This is a genomic window from Saccharothrix texasensis (assembly GCF_003752005.1).
Lineage (GTDB): Bacteria > Actinomycetota > Actinomycetes > Mycobacteriales > Pseudonocardiaceae > Actinosynnema > Actinosynnema texasense.
Map to the genome: position 1 here is coordinate 8,306,037 of NZ_RJKM01000001.1, position 14,314 is coordinate 8,320,350.

Below are 14,314 nucleotides of genomic sequence, written 5' to 3' on the forward strand. Positions count from 1 at the left end.
ATGGACGACCCAGGTGCCCTGGGGAAGCGGTTGCGGGTGTTGGAGGCGGTCACCGACAGCACGCTGCGCGAACTCGACCTGGACAAGGTGTTCGAGGTGCTGCTGGTGCAGGTGCGCGAGCTGTTCGCCGCGGACACCGCCACCGTCCTGCTGATCGACGCGGACGGCGCGCAGCTGGTGGCCAGGGCGGCGTCCGGCCTGGAGGAAGAGGTCTTCCAGGGCGTCCGGGTGCCGGTGGGCGCCGGTTTCGCCGGGCAGGTGGCGCAGCGCCGGGAACCGGTGCAGCTCACCCACGTCGACGAGTCCACCGTGGTCAACCCGCTGCTGTGGCAGCGGGGCCTGCGGACCCTGCTGGGCGTGCCGATGATCGCCCAGGGCGAGCTGACCGGGGTGTTGCACGTCGGCAGCACCACGCCCCGCCGGTTCACCGAGGAGGAGGTCGAGCTGCTGCGGCTGGTGGCCGACCGGCTGGCGATGGCCGCGCACGTGCACCGGTCGCGTTCGGAGCGGGCCGCCGCCGCGATGCTCCAGGACAGCCTCCTGCCCGGGCACCTGCCCGTCACGGACGGGTGGGAGATGGCCGCCCGTTACGTCCCGGGCACGGACAGTGGCGTCGGCGGTGACTGGTACGACGTGTTCACCCTTCCGGACCACCGCATCGGCCTGGTGATCGGCGACGTGGTCGGCAACGGGCTGGCCGCCGCGATCGTGATGGGACGGCTGCGCAGCGCGCTGCGCGCCTACGCCCTGGAGTTCGCCGACCCGGCGGAGGTGCTCGGCAAGCTCGACCGCAAGGCCAGCCACTTCGAGGCCCACACCATGGCCACGGTGGCCTACGCCGTCATCGACCTGGCGACCTCGCGCATGGAGCTCGCCCTGGCCGGCCACCTGCCGCCCGTGCTCGCCGTGCCCGGCCGCGAGCCCGCTTTCGTCGACGCCGCGCTCGGCCCGCCCATCGGCTACCACCTGGGCCTCACCGGCCGCCGCGGCACCCGCGTCGACCTGCCGCCCGGCTCGCTGGTCGCCCTGTTCACCGACGGCCTGGTGGAGCGCCGCGGGCAGGACCTGGACGACCGGCTGGAGAGCCTGCGCCGGGTCGTGACCCCGTCCGCCCCGGAAGCGGCCTGCACCCGCATCATGACCACCCTCGTGGGCGACCGACCGGCCAACGACGACATCGCCCTGCTGACGATCCGGCACACCCCCGCCGCCGACCCGTCCTGACCCGCTCGTTCAGCGCGGCGCAGTCATGGGGGCGCCCACGGAGGCGTCCTTGGTGTTGGTGAGGTACTCGGTGGGCGGCAGGGAGCCGTCCGGCGCGCGGGGGCCTTCGGCGGTGGCGGGGTCCAGTTCGCGCAGGACGTGGGTGCCCCAGCCCGGTCCGTCCCAGGTGTTGCCCTCGGCGGGGACGCGACGGGTGGGCACGACCTGCTCCCGGTTGCCGAAGGAGTAGTTGCGGCGCACCTGCGAGCCCGACGCGCCCAGGGCGAAGCCGTCACCCGCGTTGCGCAGGGCGCTGTTCCGGGTGAACTGCTTGGGCGTGCCGCCGCCGGCGGCGAAACCGTGGCCGTTGTTCTTCCACGCGGCGCTGCCCGTGACCACGTGCGCGCCGACGTCGCCGAGGTCGAAACCGTGGCCGGAGCCGTCGGCGGCGGGCAAGGACCAGCGGTTGATGCCGTTGCCCCACGACCAGGTGGAGTCCACGGTGACCGGGTCGGTGAAGCCGTCGACCACGAGGCCGTCGTCGACGTTGTCGAACGTCCGGCAGCCGCGCACGACGTTGCCCGTGCCCGACCCCGGCCCCAGCGCCAGGCCGTCGGCCTCCTGCCCGGCCGGGTCGTGGTTGTCGTGGAAGTCGCTGTCGAGGACCTGGTTGTCGGTGGTGCCGGGGCCTTGCAGGCGCAGCCCGGTGCCGAGGTTGCCGTGCACGGACAGGTGCTGGAACACCGTGGCGCGGCACGACTCGCACGAGTAGGCGGCGCCCGGCGCGCCGGTGATCTCCAGGCCGCGCACGGCCCAGTGCTCGGCTCGCTGGACGATGAACGGCCCGTCGCCGGTGACCCGGCTCGCGTCGAGGACGGCGTGCTCGCCCGGCGGGGCCGTCAGGGTGATCGGGTGGCCGGGGTGGCCGCTGGTGGTGATCTCCACCGGGGCGGTGGGCCGGTGCGTGCCGCCGCGCAGGTAGATGGTCTGCCCCGGCCGCACGACGGACACGGCGTGCCCGAGCGAGGCGAACGGGGCGGCTTCCGTGCCCGGGGCCGCGTCGTCGCCGTCCGGGGAGACGTAGAGCGCCACCGGCGCCGCGGCGGACGTCGGTGCGACGGGGGTCTGCGCGGCTGCGGCGGTGGAGGTCGTCGGCAGGGCGATCCCGTCCTCGACGGGCAGCGGCGTGATCCACACGGTGAGCGCGACGGCCGCGCCGCCGAGGACCGGGACGGCGAGCAGCGCGGGTTTGGCCGACAGCGCGTCGAACAACCGCCGCACCCCTTCGACGAGCCCGGCCGCGGCCTGCGCGGGCAGCCCCGACCACGCCGACGGCACGGCCAGCAAGCCGATCCCCAGCGCCAGGTGCTCCGACGACGTGCGCGGCCGGCCCGCGACCGTGCACACAGGACAGTCGCGGACGTGCCGCGCCAAGCGCGTGAGCCACCGCCGTTCCGGCGCCCCGCTCCAACCGCGGCCGGTGGCGGCGAGGCCGGGGCAGCGGGGCGTGGCGCGCCAGGCGTGCAGCACCGTGCGGGCGGTCAGCAGCCGCTCCTTCATCCGCTGCACGCGCACCGCGGTGTGCGCGGGGCTGAGCGCGAGCGCCTCGGCCACGTCGGCGCGCGTCAGCTCCCCGTTGACCTCCTGCCACCACAGCGCCAGCACCCGCTGCTCGTCCGGCGCCAGCCACCGCGTGGCGGCGAGCAGGTCCTGCCGCTCGTGCGCCGCCGCCACGCGTTCGACGGCGTCCTCCGCCACCCGCGCCCGCGGGTCGGGCGCTTCCGCGACCGCGGCCAGCGGCAGCCGCCGGGCCAGGGCGGCACGACGTCCGCGCGCGTGGTTGCGGACCTGCCGGATGGCGGTGGTGACGACCCACGCGCGGAACCGCTCCGGGTCGTTGAGCGCGGGCAGCCCCCGCACCACCCTCAGCATCGTCTCCTGCACCACGTCGTCCGCCTCCGGGTCGCCGGGGAGCGCCCGGCGCACCACGTTGTGGACCAGGGGGAGGCAGGCGGCGACCAGGTCGTCCAGGGCACGCCGGTCACCCGACCTGGCGGCCGCGACGACCTCGGCGTCGACCGTCGTCCTCATGTCGCAGCCCTTCGTCCGCCCGGTCCCGGCGCGTCACGCGACGCGGTCGCAGAGGCTGGCACAGGTGGGAAACGCTTGTAAAGATCGTCGAATCGTTCGACGACCGCGCGCCGCGTCCCCGTCGGGTTAGTCCGAACGAGTGAACCTCCTCGGGTTTCGTTATCGCGGCCCGCCGGCGGTGTCTGTGCCTTCGCAGCCCGGCCCGCCCTGCCGGGCGGGCTGCCCGTCATCGGTGCCGGTCGAGGAAGGGGCAGTCGTGCGCTTCAGAAGTGGCAAGACCGGGAGGGCGTCGCGGTTCACCGCGGCCCTGCTCGGGGCAAGCCTGGGATTGGCGACCCTGACGTCACCCACGGCCGTCGCGGCCGTGCCGGCGGCCGGGACCACGTACCAGGTGAGCGTGAAGAACAGCGGGATGTGCTTGGACGTGATCGATGGTGCTGTGGAGAACGGTGTGTTGGTGCACCAGTGGGATTGTTGGAATGGTCCGATGCAGCAGTGGACGCTGCGTGCTTCGGGTTCTGGTGCGTATGCGTTGGTGAACGTGGCGACGGGGAAGTGCTTGGACATCCCGTACGGCACGGGGGAGATGTTCGTGCAGGTGCAGCAGTGGAGTTGTTCGGGTGGGTTGATGCAGCAGTGGCGGCTGACTTCGTCGGGTAGTGGCACGTACCAGTTGGTCAACGTGCAGTCGGGTCTGTGCTTGGCGAACAAGGACGCGGGCAAGGTTGCGGGGGTGGCGGTGGTGCAGGAGACCTGCACGGCCAACTCCAACAAGCAGTGGCTGTTCACCCCGACGGCCGGCGGACGGGCGTGGTCGAACTCGCCCGACGGCTTCGCCGGCGCGGCGGGCACCACCGGCGGCGCGGGCGGCCAGACCGTCACCGCCACCACCTACGCGGACCTGGTCCGCTACGCCTCGGCGGCCGCCCCGTACACGATCAGGGTCGACCGGGCCATCACCGCGACCCCGTACGGGACCGAGATCAAGGTCGCCTCGAACAAGACGATCATCGGTGTCGGTACCGCCGGCCAGATCGTCAACGGCGGCTTCAACCTCTCCGACGTGTCGAACGTGATCATCCGGAACCTGACCATCCGCGATACCCGGATGGCGTCCGACGACCCGGACGACAAGGACTTCGACTACGACGGCATCCAGATGGACACCGCGCGCAACGTCTGGATCGACCACAACACCATCACCCGCATGAACGACGGCCTCATCGACAGCCGCAAGGACACCACGAACCTGACCGTGTCCTGGAACGTGCTGGCGGAGAACAACAAGGCGTTCGGCATCGGCTGGACCGACAACACCACCGCGCGCATCACGATCCACCACAACTGGATCCACCACAACAACCAGCGCAACCCCAGCACCGACAACGTCGCCTACGCGCACCTCTACAACAATCACATGCAGGCCATCACCGGTTACGGGAACTACGCCCGCGGCAACACGAAGATGGTCATCGAGAACACCTACTACGACGGGGTGAAGGACCCGTACTACCGCGACGACACCGCCCAACTGCGCCAGTCCGGCAGCATCGTCGTCAACTCGACCGGTCAGCGGGAGACCGGCGGCAACGCCTTCGACCCGCGGTCCTACTACGCCTACACCCTGGACCCGGCCGCGGACGTCCCCGCTCTGCTCCGCACCTACTCCGGTCCGCAGGGCACCATCGGCCTGTGACCGGCCCGCCGGCGGGTGGGCCACCCGTCCCCACCCGCCGGCGGGTGCGCCGCCCTGAAGCGGAAGACCGGCCGGCGAGCTTCCAGCCGAGGCCCACCGCGCCGCCGGCGAGTCACGCCCGGACGGTCAGGCGCCGGTCCCGGGGAGGGCGAAGAACTCCTGTCGGGCGCGGAGGTCGGCGCGCAGGCGCCCGTGCAGGGCCGAGGTGACGGTGCGCGCCCCCACGGCGCGCACGCCCCGCGGCGGCATGCACAGGTGCTCGGCCTCGATCACCACGCCGACCCCTCGGGGCGCCAGGTGTTCCTGCGACCAGTCCGCAACGACCGCACCGGGATGCCCTTCGCGAGCACCACCTCGTCGTTGGGGTGTCGGCCAGGTGCGGGCCGGACAGGTCCTTCCCGAGTGCGACCAGCAGGTCGGCCACCGCCCGCGCCGCGCCCTCGACGTCCGGCTCCGCGCGATCACCCGCGATCCGCAGCCGGCGGCCGAGGTCGACGGTCGGGAGTCGTCGGCCGGGTTCGCCCAGGTCGTGGACGCTCATCGGTCGGCTCTCCCCGCGCCGGAGCCGCCGCGCCCGTACCGGGTCGCCAGTCGGGCCAGCGCCACCGCGCCGACCAGCAGCCCGAAGTCGCGCAGGGCGATGTCGTAGTACCCCGGGATGGTCAGCAGGGTGACGATGATGCCGAGCAGCCAGGCGGCGACGAGCCAGGCGCCGAACCGGGGGACGAAGGCCACCGCGATGCCCGCCAGCACCTCCACCACGCCGACCGCGTGCATCGCCTGCTGGGCCGTGCCCGGCACGACGTCGTCGATCCACGGTGCGAGGTAGCGCGGCCAGTCGACGAGCAGGTTCGCGAACTTGTCGAGGCCGAAGAGGACGGGCGCCGCGGTGAACACCGCCCGCAGTGCCAGGAACGCCTGGTAGCCGGGGTCGCCCCAGGCCGCGCGGTCGACCGCGCCCCGCAGCGGGGACGCCGAAGCTCGACTCGTCATGACTGCCTCCTTCTAAAATCAACTGATGCTGACGTTAGAACGGGAGGCGAGTTTTCGTCAACCGGAGTTTGTTTTAGAATGTGGGGGTGGACGAGACGCTTGCGGGGCGCGTGGCCGCGGTGGCGGCGCTGGACGAGCCGACCCGGCGCCGGCTCTACGAGCACGTCGTGCGCCAATCCGCGCCCGTGAGCCGGGACGAGGTCGCCGTCGCCCTGGGCATCCCCAGGGCGACGGTCGCGTTCCACCTCGACCAGCTGGTCGAGCAGGACCTGCTCGACGTCACCCACCAGCGGCGCACCGGTCGCAGCGGACCGGGGGCGGGTCGACCGGCCAAGCTGTACAGCCGGTCGCGGCGCCACGTGGCGGTGTCGCTGCCGGAACGCCGCTACGACCTCGCCGGCCACCTGCTCGCGGCGGCGATCGACGAAGCCGACCAGTCCGAACGGCCGGTGCGGCCGGTCCTCGACCGGCGGGCCCGCCTGCTCGGCGAGGAACTCGGGCGCCTCGCCGGCGAGTCCCGGGGCGACCGGCCCGCGGCCGAGGTGTTCCTGGGGGTGCTGGAGTCGCACGGGTTCGAGCCGCGCGCGGACGGCGACCAGGTGGTCCTGGCCAACTGCCCGTTCCACGCGCTGGCCCGGGACCACACCAGGCTCGTCTGCGGGATGAACCTCAACCTGGTCGACGGGCTCCTCCGCGGTGTCGGCGACACCGGCCTCGCGGCCCACCTCGACCCGGCCCCGGACCTCTGCTGCGTGCGCCTCGAACCGCTGTCGGGGCGGTGACCACCCGCCCGGTTCGCGGGTGTCGGGTGTCGGCGCGCCGGTGAAGGCCGCGGCGGCCTCCGGGTAGCCGCCGCCGTCGAGGGAGGTCGTCGGACAGGTAGTTGGCAATACCAACTACTTCGTAATGGTTGGTAATCCACACCACGTTAACCCGTCCGGGGGTCGTGCGGCCGAGCGCCGCGCGAAGGAAGGCGTGATCACCGGTCGGCCCGCCGGACTCGCCCGATCGGGTGTCCCAAGTGGACTCGTCCCGTCTGCGGATCCGGTGTCGATCCCGTACGTTGCGGAGAAGTCGACGTCCGGCTGGAGGAGTTGCCCGTGGTCGTCACTCACGGTGCCGCGGCGACGCGCGAGGAGGACGGGCACCCGGGACTGGCGGCGGACTGGCAGGGGTGGCTGGCGTGCGCGGCCGCGGCGGCGGGGTTCGCCCTGTGCCTGCTCGGGTGGCTGGCCGGCGGCGGCGCGTTCTCGGTGCCGTGGGCGTCCACTCTGGACCTGAGGCTGAGCTTCGCGCTCGACGGGCTGGCCGTGCTCTACGGGTTGCTGGCCACCGGTGTGGGCGCCCTCGTCTTCGCCTACGGCACCCGCTACCTGACCCTGCACCTGGAGCACCAGCGCCGCTCCGCCACGGAGCGGTGGCGTTTCTGGCCGTGGATGGCGTTGTTCGCGGTGGCGATGGTGGGCCTGGCCACCGCGCAGGACCTGGTGCTGGTGTTCGTCTTCTTCGACCTGACCGCGGTGTGCTCGTACTTCCTCATCGGCTTCGACCGGGCCGAGCGCGGGGCGCGCGCCTCCGCGTTGATGGCGCTGCTGGTCACGGTGGTGGCCGCGGTGGCGATGCTGGTCGCCGCGGTGGTGCTCTACGCGGCGCACGGCACGTTCTCGATCCCGGAGCTGCTGGCCCGAGCCGGCCCGTCGACGACGACCACCGCGGCGGCCGCGTTGCTGGCGGTGGCCGCGCTGACCAAGAGCGCGCAGGTCCCGCTGCACTTCTGGTTGCCGCGCGCGATGGCCGCGCCGACCCCCGTGTCGGCCTACCTGCACTCGGCGGCGATGGTCGCGGCGGGTGTGCTGGTGATCGGGCGCGTGCACCCGCTGCTGGCCCGCAGCGAGGCGGTGCTGACCGGGCTGGTGGTGGTGGGGGCGACGTCGGTGGTCGTCGGCGGGGTGCTGGCGCTGCGGCAGGACGTGCTCAAGCAGGTCCTCGCCTACTCCACGATCTCGCAGTACGGCTACCTGGTCATGCTGTACGGGATCGGCGGGGCCGAGGGCAACGGCGCGGCGGCGTTCTACGTGCTGGCGCACGGCATGGCCAAGAGCGCGTTGTTCATGACCGCCGGCGCGGTGACGATGGCCACCGGGGAAGACCGGCTGTCCCGGTTGGGCGGGCTCGGCCGCCGCGCGCCGGTGCTCGCGGCGGCGGCCGGCGTGGCGTCCGCGACGCTGGCCGCGCTGCCGCTGACGATCGGGTTCTTCAAGGACGAGCTGCTGTTCACCGCGGCGTTGCGGCACGGTCCGGTGACCGCGGCGCTGGCCGTCGTCGCGGCGACCCTGACGTTCGCCTACATCGGCCGCTTCTGGCTGGTGCTGTTCCTCGGCCCGCCGCGCGGGCAGGTCGGCGCCTCGTCCGGGTTGCTCGTCGCCCCGGTCGTCGTCCTGGCCGCGATCGCGTTGTTCGGGGGCCTGGTCGTGGCGCCGTTCGCGCGGCTGGCCGGTGACGCGGCCCGCGTCTCGACCGGCGGGCCGGTCACGCTCTCCCCGGCGTACCACCTCGACGCCCGACCGGAGAACCTGATGGCGGTCGCCGCCTGGGCGCTGGGCGGCCTGCTGCTGCTCGCGCCGCGGGTGGCGGACCGGGTCGCGCGGGTCGCCGCGGTCGCGGGGGAGAGGTGGGGGCCTCGGCGGATCTACGAGGCGGCACTGCACGCGCTGGACCGCCTGTCGGCCGCGCTGCACGACCGCGAGGTGCGGGACCTGCGCACCAGCATCGCCGCGGTGCTGGTGCCCGCCGGGTTGCTGATCGGCCTCGCGTTCGCCGCCACCCCGACGGCGGGCGCGTACGACGTCGGCGCGGTCGCGGGCGCGGACTGGCTGATCCTGCCGCTGCTGGCGCTGACCGTGATCGCGACCGTGGTGATCGCCCGGTCCCGCTCCCGGTTGGCCGTGGCGCTGGCCCTGTCGGTGGTCGGCTTCGCGCTGGCGGCGGTGTACGCGCTGGTCGGGGCGCCGGACGTGGCGCTGGTGGCGGTCGTGGTCGAGACCATGCTGACCCTGGTGTTCCTCGCGGCGCTGGCCCGGATGCCCGGCGGGGACGCGGCGCGGGACGCGGTCGTCCCCGCCCGTCCCAGCAGGCGTTGGCGGGACCCCCTGGCCGGTGGCGTCGCCGGGCTCGCCGTCTTCGCCTCGGTGTGGGGGTTCCTGTCCCAACCGGCGGCGGACAGCGTCTCGGCCGAGCACATCCGGCTCACCCCGACCGCCCACGGCGGTGACGTCGTCACGGTGATCGTGGCCGACTTCCGCGGCCTGGACACGCTCGTCGAGATCACGGTGCTGCTGGTCGCGGTGATCGGCGTGGCCACCCTGATGCGGCGGGGGCGGCTGTGGTGAGGGCGGGGGGCGACGAAGCGCCGACGGACCCCGTGGTGCGGGTCGTCGCCCGGCTGCTGCCCGGCCCGAGCCTGGTGGTCGCGGCGGCGCTGATCGTCAAGGGGTACGCCGAGGTGGGCGACGGGTTCGCCGCCGGGGTGATCGTCGGCCTGGCGATCTCGCTGGTCTACGTGGCCCTCGGCGCCGAGGACGCCGAGGTGGCGCTGCCGGTGCTGCGCCACGCGCCGAAGCTCGCGGTCGGCGGCCTGCTCCTCGCCCTCGCCAGCGGGTTCTTCCCCCTCCTGCTCGGTGAGGCGCCGGTGACCCACCGCCCCGCCCCGGGGGACCACGTCACCAAGGTCGGCGCGCTGGAGCTGTTCACCCCGCTGCTGCTGGACCTCGGGGTGTTCCTGCTGGTCATCGGGGTGCTGACGACGTTGCTGCACCAGTTCGGCCGCCCGCTGGGGGTGGTCCGGCGGTGATCCTCGCCTTCGCCCTCGCCGCGGCCGTCCTGTTCGGCTCCGGCGCCTACCTGCTGCTCAAGCGCGACCTGATCCGGATGGTCGCGGGCATCATGCTCATCTCGCAGTGCGCCGTCGTCACCATCATCGCCGCCGCGCTCAGCCGCGGCGGGGCGGCGATCGCGGTGGCGCCGGGCGATGCGGTCAGCGACCCGCTGCCGCAGGCGCTGGCGTTGACCGCGCTGGTCATCGGGCTGGCCACGGTGGCGCTGCTGCTCGCGCTGGTGCACCGGGCGGTCGTGGTCTTCCGGACCGCCGAGCAGGACGAGCTGGCGGCGACCGAGGCCGAGCACGAGGCCGGGCTGGAACGGCAGCGGCAGGCCGACCGCGAGGAGACCGAGACCCACCCAGATGAGACCCGTCCAGACGACATCCGCCCGGAGGACGAGCGGCGGGCCGGGCGGGAGCGGGGCCGCTGATGCTGCTGTCGACCGCCCTCCTGCTGCCCTGGGTGTCGGGCGCCGTGCTCGTCGCGCTGGACGGCCGCCGGCGGGTGGTCGCCTGGCTCGCGGTCGCGTCGCTCGCGGCCACCCTCGCCGTGCTGGGCGTGCTCGCCGCCGACGTGCTCGGCGGGGACGCCCGGCAGGTCGTCACCGGCGGCTGGCCCGCCGGGGTGGGCGTGGTGCTGCGCGCGGACGCGCTGGGTGTCGCCTTCGCGCTCCTCTCGCTGCTCGTGCTGCTGGCCGGCGCCGCGCACGAGGCGGTGGGCGGGGTGCGGTCGCGCACCTTCCCCGGCTTGGTCGTGCTGCTCGGCGCCGGGCTGACCGGCCTGTTCGTCACCGCCGACGTGTTCTCCTTCTACGTCTTCTTCGAGCTGGCGATGACCGCCTCGTACGCGCTCAGCGCCTACGGGGGCAAGCGGCGCCAGCTGAGGGCGGCGGTGGTGTTCACCGCGGTCAACCTGCTGGGCTCGTTCGTCTTCCTGCTGTCCGTGGCCGGCGCGTACCACGTCACCGGTGCGCTGGCGATGGGGCAGGTGGCGGAGCGGGTGCTCGCGGTCAACCCCAACGCGGCGATCCTGATCGCGGCCGGGTTCTTCATCGCCTTCAGCGTCAAGCTCGGCCTGTTCCCCTTCCACTTCTGGCTGCCCACCGTCTACGCCGGCGCCCGGCCCGCGGTCGCGGCGATCCTCAGCGGCGCGGTGGCGAACATCGGCGCCTACGGCCTGCTGCGCTTCGGCGTCGACCTGTTCCCCGAGCAGTTGCGGCTCGCCGGGGTCGCGCTCGTCGTGCTGGGCGCCGCGTCGATCGTCTACGGCGGGGTGCTGGCGGTCGCGCGTGGCGACGCGGCCGAGATGCTGGCCTACTCCGCGATCGGCCAGGTCGGGTACGTGCTGGTCGCGCTGGGTGTGGGCGGGCCCGTCGGGCTGGTGGCCGCGGTGCTCTACAGCGTGGTCAACTCGCTGAACAAGGCGTTGCTGTTCCTGACCTCGGGGGTGCGGGGCCCGCTGGTCGCGGCCGCGTTCGCGGTCGGGGCCCTCAGCGTGGCGGGTGTGCCGCCGGCGGCCGGGTTCATCGGCAAGCTGGAGCTGTTCCGCACCGCGATCGTGGCCGGCAGCGCCGCTCTCGTGGTGCTGCTCGTGGTCGGCAGCGCGCTCTCGCTGGTCTACCTGTTCCAGGTCTACCAGCGCAGCTTCTGGCGGCCCGACCCGTCCGCGACCGGCGTGGCGAGCCCGCTGCCGCAGCGGCTGCTCACCGCGGTGTCGGCGCTGCTGGTGCTCGCCGCCGGCCTGTGGCCCGAGCCGCTGCTCCTGCTCAGCAAGGACGCGGTGGACGCCTTGCTGGCCGTAGACCCGCAATGACAACGGAGGTCCGGATGCCCGCCATGCTGCTCCGCGTCGTCGTGCTCACCTCGATCTACCTGCTGGCCCTGACCAGCCTGCACCCCGGGGACGTCCTCGTCGGGCTCGTCCTGTCGACCCTGGTCCTCGTCGTGTCCAGGAGGGTCCGCCCGCGTCAACCACCGCCGTCGACCCTGCCGCTGGGCCGCCGGCTCGCGGGGGTGCCTGCGCTGCTCGGCGGGACGCTGGTCGACCTGGCGGTCGGCACCTGGCGGACCGCCGCCTGCCTGGTGGGCCGGGGCCCGGCCTCGGCGGGACTGGTCGAGGTCCCGATCCCCCGCGGTGGCGAGGTCTCGGCCGCGGCCTGGGGCGTGCGGGTCGGCTTCGTGCCGGACACCGTCGTCGTCGAGCTCGACGAGGAGCGTGGCCGGATGCTGCTGCACGTGCTCGACGCGAGCGACCCCGAGGCCGTGGTCGCCGCGCAGCTCCACTCCTACGAGCGGCGCCAGCGCCGGGTCTTCCCCTGACCGCCGTGCCCGCCGTCGTCATCATCCCCGCGCTGTTCTGGGTGACCCTGCTGCTGGTCGCCGGTGGTCTGGTGCTGGTCCGCGCCCGTGACGCCCTCCAGCGCGTGGTCGCGCTCGACCTCCTGGCGGTGATCGTCATCGCGCTGCTGGCCCTGCTGTCCCAGCTGCGGGGCCAGGCGTACTACTTCGACGCGGCGGTGGCGCTCGCCCTGCTGTCCTTCGTCGCCACCGTGGCGGCGGCGCGCTACCTCGACTCGGGAGGGCCGTTCGGGTGATCTCCATCGTGCTCGACGTGGTCGGCGGCGCACTGCTCCTGATCGGCCTGGTGCTGCTCACCATCAGCCTCGTCGGCGTCCTGCGGCTGCCCGACACCTACAGCCAGCTGCACGCGCAGGGACTGGCCGCCGGGCCCGGGGTGGTCGCGATCCTCGCCTCCTCGATCGCCACCGAGGACGCGACGATCATCACCTTCGCCCTGCTCGCGATCGCCTTCGTCGCGCTCACCTCGCCGGTCGCCGGCCACGCGATAGCCCGAGCCGCCCACCGCCGTGGCAACCGGGACGCACGCGGGACCGGCAGCCGCTCCGCCGGCGAGGGGGAGTAGCGGAGCTCCCGCGGCCACGCCGAGGACCGGGCCGGCCGGCGTCAGTCCTCTGTGGTCACCGGTCGCCCGGCCGGCCGTCCGGTGGGACCATGGCCGCATGGCCGGTCTCCGGCACGGGGATGACGAAGGTCCGGGCGGTGCGGCGAGGCCGGTGCGGCACGTCCTGGTGGCCACGGACTTCTCCGAGGGCGCCACCGTGGCGCTGCGCCGCGCGTTCGGGATCGCCGGGCGCCACGGCGCGGGCGTCACCGTCGTGCACGTCGTGCCGCGAGGTCTGGCCGACGAGCTGGCGGAGGCCGCGGACCGGGAGCTGCGGCGACTGGTGCGGGACGCGCCGGTGCCCGCGGACACCGCCCTGGTGACCGGGGCGGTCGGTTCGGTGATCGCCTCGGAGGTCGAGCGCCACCAGGCCGACCTGGTCGTCGTGGGCGCCCACGGCGCGCACTGGCTGCGGGGCGCCTTCCTCGGCTCGACCGCCGAGCTCGTCGTCGAGGTGAGCCCGGTGCCGGTGCTCCTGGTCAAAGGCGGCGACACCCCGGAGCACTCGACGGTGCTGTCGGCGGTGGACGCGTCGAGCCGGTCGTTCCGGGCCGCGCAGCTGGGCCTGGCGCTGACCCGCGGCACGCGATACGCGTTGGCGCACGCCGTCACGATCCTGGGCGAGAACCTGTTGCGGCTCAACGGCGCCGACGACCACGCGATCGACGAGCTGCGCGGTGGCCAGCTCGCCCCGGCGCGTGCCGAGGTCGAGCGGCTGGCCGAAGACCTGACGCCCGCGCCCTCCGAGATCCTCGTCGAACCCGGACGGCCCGAAGAGGTCATCTCGCGACTGGCCGCCCGCCGCGGCGCGGACCTGGTCGTGGTCGGTGTCGAGCAGGGAGCGAAGCTGCGGCGCGCGCTCATCGGCAGCGTGAGCCGGCATGCGATGCGCGGCGCCCCGTGCGACGTGCTGGTCGTCCCCGTCGACTGAGCGGACGGGTCCTCGCCCACGCGGAGAAAGCCGCCTCGAGCCGGACGGTCACCGTCGTGGCGGATCGCGGCGCCCGGCCACCGGAGGTAGCGTGACGAAACCCTGCTGACCTGGAGGTTTCCGTGAGTCGAACAGGAAAGTCGTTACGCGCGGTCGTCGTGGCCCTGGGTGGCGCGGCCCTGCTGGCCGCCGCGCCCACCGCATCCGCCGCGCCGACCGTGCAAGTGCTGTGCGAAACCGGCGGCAACGCCTACTTCTGCGACGTGCTCGTGTCCGGCGCGGTCGGCCCGACGACCATCAACTGGGCCAAGAACGGCAGCGCCATGCCCGCCTCGGACAACATGTCCTACGTCTACCAGTCGTGCCGCGGCGGCACCTACCTGTCCCTGACCGCGACGGTCACCGACAGCACCGGCGCGTCCGCCGACACGTTCTCGTTCTCCTGCTCGTCCGCTCCTTGGCCGTGAGCCCGCGCACGGGCTCTTCACCGGCCCGGGGCGAACGCGCGCCGTGACGCCCCCGGCAGCACGTAGGCTGTGCGCACCTCGGAAGAGCGCGTCG

15 protein-coding genes are annotated in these 14,314 nt (G+C 73.7%); 12 read left to right on the forward strand and 3 right to left on the reverse strand.

Annotated features, from left to right (window positions below; genetic code table 11):
• Entirely contained in the window at window positions 1–1,224 is a 1,224-nt protein-coding gene (locus tag EDD40_RS37310; protein WP_123747045.1) for a PP2C family protein-serine/threonine phosphatase, read from the forward strand.
• 9 nt (window positions 1,225–1,233) lie between these two features.
• On the opposite strand, the gene EDD40_RS37315 is transcribed toward EDD40_RS37310, so the two are convergent.
• Window positions 1,234–3,294, reverse strand: coding sequence for a sigma-70 family RNA polymerase sigma factor (locus EDD40_RS37315; RefSeq protein ID WP_123747046.1), 2,061 nt, complete (start codon window positions 3,292–3,294; stop codon window positions 1,234–1,236).
• Between the two features lie 256 nt (window positions 3,295–3,550).
• Here EDD40_RS37315 and EDD40_RS37320 point away from each other — a divergent pair, with 256 nt between their 5' ends.
• The gene (locus tag EDD40_RS37320; protein ID WP_123747047.1) at window positions 3,551–4,990 is read left to right on the forward strand and encodes an RICIN domain-containing protein; all 1,440 of its coding nucleotides are present in this window, start codon (window positions 3,551–3,553) and stop codon (window positions 4,988–4,990) included.
• Window positions 4,991–5,116: 126 nt separating this feature from the next.
• Here EDD40_RS37320 and EDD40_RS44075 read toward each other — a convergent pair whose 3' ends face one another.
• Entirely contained in the window at window positions 5,117–5,266 is a 150-nt protein-coding gene (locus EDD40_RS44075; protein ID WP_425471300.1) for a GTP cyclohydrolase I, read from the reverse strand.
• Window positions 5,267–5,527: 261 nt separating this feature from the next.
• On the reverse strand, window positions 5,528–5,983 hold the full coding sequence (locus EDD40_RS37330) for a hypothetical protein (RefSeq protein WP_123747048.1): 456 nt from the start codon (window positions 5,981–5,983) through the stop codon (window positions 5,528–5,530).
• 86 nt (window positions 5,984–6,069) lie between these two features.
• Between EDD40_RS37330 and EDD40_RS37335 the strand changes: the two genes are divergently transcribed.
• The 10 genes from EDD40_RS37335 to EDD40_RS37380 all read left to right on the forward strand — a co-directional run bounded on the left by EDD40_RS37335 (window position 6,070) and on the right by EDD40_RS37380 (window position 14,220).
• On the forward strand, window positions 6,070–6,765 hold the full coding sequence (locus EDD40_RS37335) for a helix-turn-helix transcriptional regulator (RefSeq protein WP_123747049.1): 696 nt from the start codon (window positions 6,070–6,072) through the stop codon (window positions 6,763–6,765).
• A 318-nt stretch (window positions 6,766–7,083) separates the two neighbouring features.
• A complete protein-coding gene (mbhE, locus tag EDD40_RS37340; RefSeq protein ID WP_246038174.1) occupies window positions 7,084–9,372 on the forward strand; it encodes a hydrogen gas-evolving membrane-bound hydrogenase subunit E in 2,289 nt (762 codons plus the stop codon).
• Complete coding sequence (locus tag EDD40_RS37345; RefSeq protein ID WP_123748570.1) at window positions 9,369–9,833, forward strand: MnhB domain-containing protein; 465 nt, start codon at window positions 9,369–9,371, stop codon at window positions 9,831–9,833. Before mbhE ends, EDD40_RS37345 begins: the two co-directional genes overlap by 4 nt.
• Window positions 9,830–10,291, forward strand: coding sequence for an NADH-quinone oxidoreductase subunit K (locus EDD40_RS37350; RefSeq protein ID WP_123747051.1), 462 nt, complete (start codon window positions 9,830–9,832; stop codon window positions 10,289–10,291). Before EDD40_RS37345 ends, EDD40_RS37350 begins: the two co-directional genes overlap by 4 nt.
• Window positions 10,291–11,673 carry a complex I subunit 5 family protein gene (locus tag EDD40_RS37355; protein ID WP_246038176.1) on the forward strand — a complete coding sequence of 461 codons (1,383 nt, stop codon included), beginning with the start codon at window positions 10,291–10,293 and terminating at the stop codon, window positions 11,671–11,673. Before EDD40_RS37350 ends, EDD40_RS37355 begins: the two co-directional genes overlap by 1 nt.
• 14 nt (window positions 11,674–11,687) lie before the next feature.
• Window positions 11,688–12,179 (forward strand): Na+/H+ antiporter subunit E, encoded by a 492-nt coding sequence (locus EDD40_RS37360; RefSeq protein WP_123747053.1) that lies wholly within the window; start codon window positions 11,688–11,690, stop codon window positions 12,177–12,179.
• Between the two features lie 5 nt (window positions 12,180–12,184).
• Entirely contained in the window at window positions 12,185–12,454 is a 270-nt protein-coding gene (locus EDD40_RS37365) for an MrpF/PhaF family protein (RefSeq protein ID WP_246038178.1), read from the forward strand.
• The gene (mnhG, locus tag EDD40_RS37370) at window positions 12,451–12,783 is read left to right on the forward strand and encodes a monovalent cation/H(+) antiporter subunit G (protein ID WP_123747055.1); all 333 of its coding nucleotides are present in this window, start codon (window positions 12,451–12,453) and stop codon (window positions 12,781–12,783) included. The genes EDD40_RS37365 and mnhG overlap by 4 nt, the downstream gene beginning before the upstream one ends.
• Window positions 12,784–12,880: 97 nt before the next feature.
• Window positions 12,881–13,753: a universal stress protein gene (locus tag EDD40_RS37375; protein WP_123747056.1), complete on the forward strand. Its 873-nt coding sequence runs from the start codon at window positions 12,881–12,883 to the stop codon at window positions 13,751–13,753.
• A gap of 122 nt (window positions 13,754–13,875) precedes the next feature.
• Window positions 13,876–14,220: a hypothetical protein gene (locus EDD40_RS37380; protein ID WP_148089041.1), complete on the forward strand. Its 345-nt coding sequence runs from the start codon at window positions 13,876–13,878 to the stop codon at window positions 14,218–14,220.
• The last annotated feature ends 94 nt before the right edge of the window (window positions 14,221–14,314 follow it).